The organism is Streptomyces termitum, from assembly GCF_014650175.1.
GTDB classification, from domain to species: Bacteria; Actinomycetota; Actinomycetes; order Streptomycetales; family Streptomycetaceae; genus Streptomyces; species Streptomyces termitum.
This window is the reverse complement of the sequence record NZ_BMUL01000076.1, coordinates 1-502: the sequence shown is the minus strand read 5'-3', so window position 1 is coordinate 502 and position 502 is coordinate 1. Positions and strand designations below refer to the sequence as shown.

The 502-nt window shown below is 53.4% G+C and carries 1 protein-coding gene; it reads right to left on the bottom strand.

Going from position 1 to position 502, the window contains the following annotated elements; all coding sequences use genetic code 11:
* Positions 1–295, bottom strand: a 295-nt coding sequence (locus tag IE219_RS32795) for a hypothetical protein (RefSeq protein ID WP_229850288.1), incomplete at its 3' end; no start/stop codon positions are given.
* Positions 296–502 lie beyond the last annotated feature (207 nt).

The window sequence follows — 502 nt, the reverse complement described above, 5'->3', positions numbered from 1 at the left end:
CCCAGGTCGGCGGGCTGAGCGGTGGTCTCCACAAGTCTGCGCCGGTCGCTGCTCTGCCCGTCGGACTCACCTCCCTCTTGAAGCGCGATTCTACCGTCAATTCGCTCCCGCTCGTCGGATCAATCCCCGGTGCCAGCAGCCTCCCCAGCCTTAACAAACTGCCTTTGATCAGCTCTCTCCCGAGCTTCAGCAGTCTTCCTTTGATCAGCTCCGTCCCGAGCTTTAGCAGTCTTCCTCTGATCAGCTCCGTCCCGAGCTTCAGCAGTCTCCCTTTGATCAGCTCCGTTCCAGGCATCAGCAAGCTTTCATCAGGTCTTCCTAGCCCTGCCAGCCTCGGCAGTCTCCTCTGATGCCATTGAGCCAAGCCCCTTATAGTAGTTTTAATTCTTTGCATCCCCATTCTGATGTTTACATTGGCTTGTCTGGATTTCTAGCCGTTTGTATCATCTTGATCAATTACCATTCCTTAATCAAAGTGCTATGCTGCATATATAAACCTTGC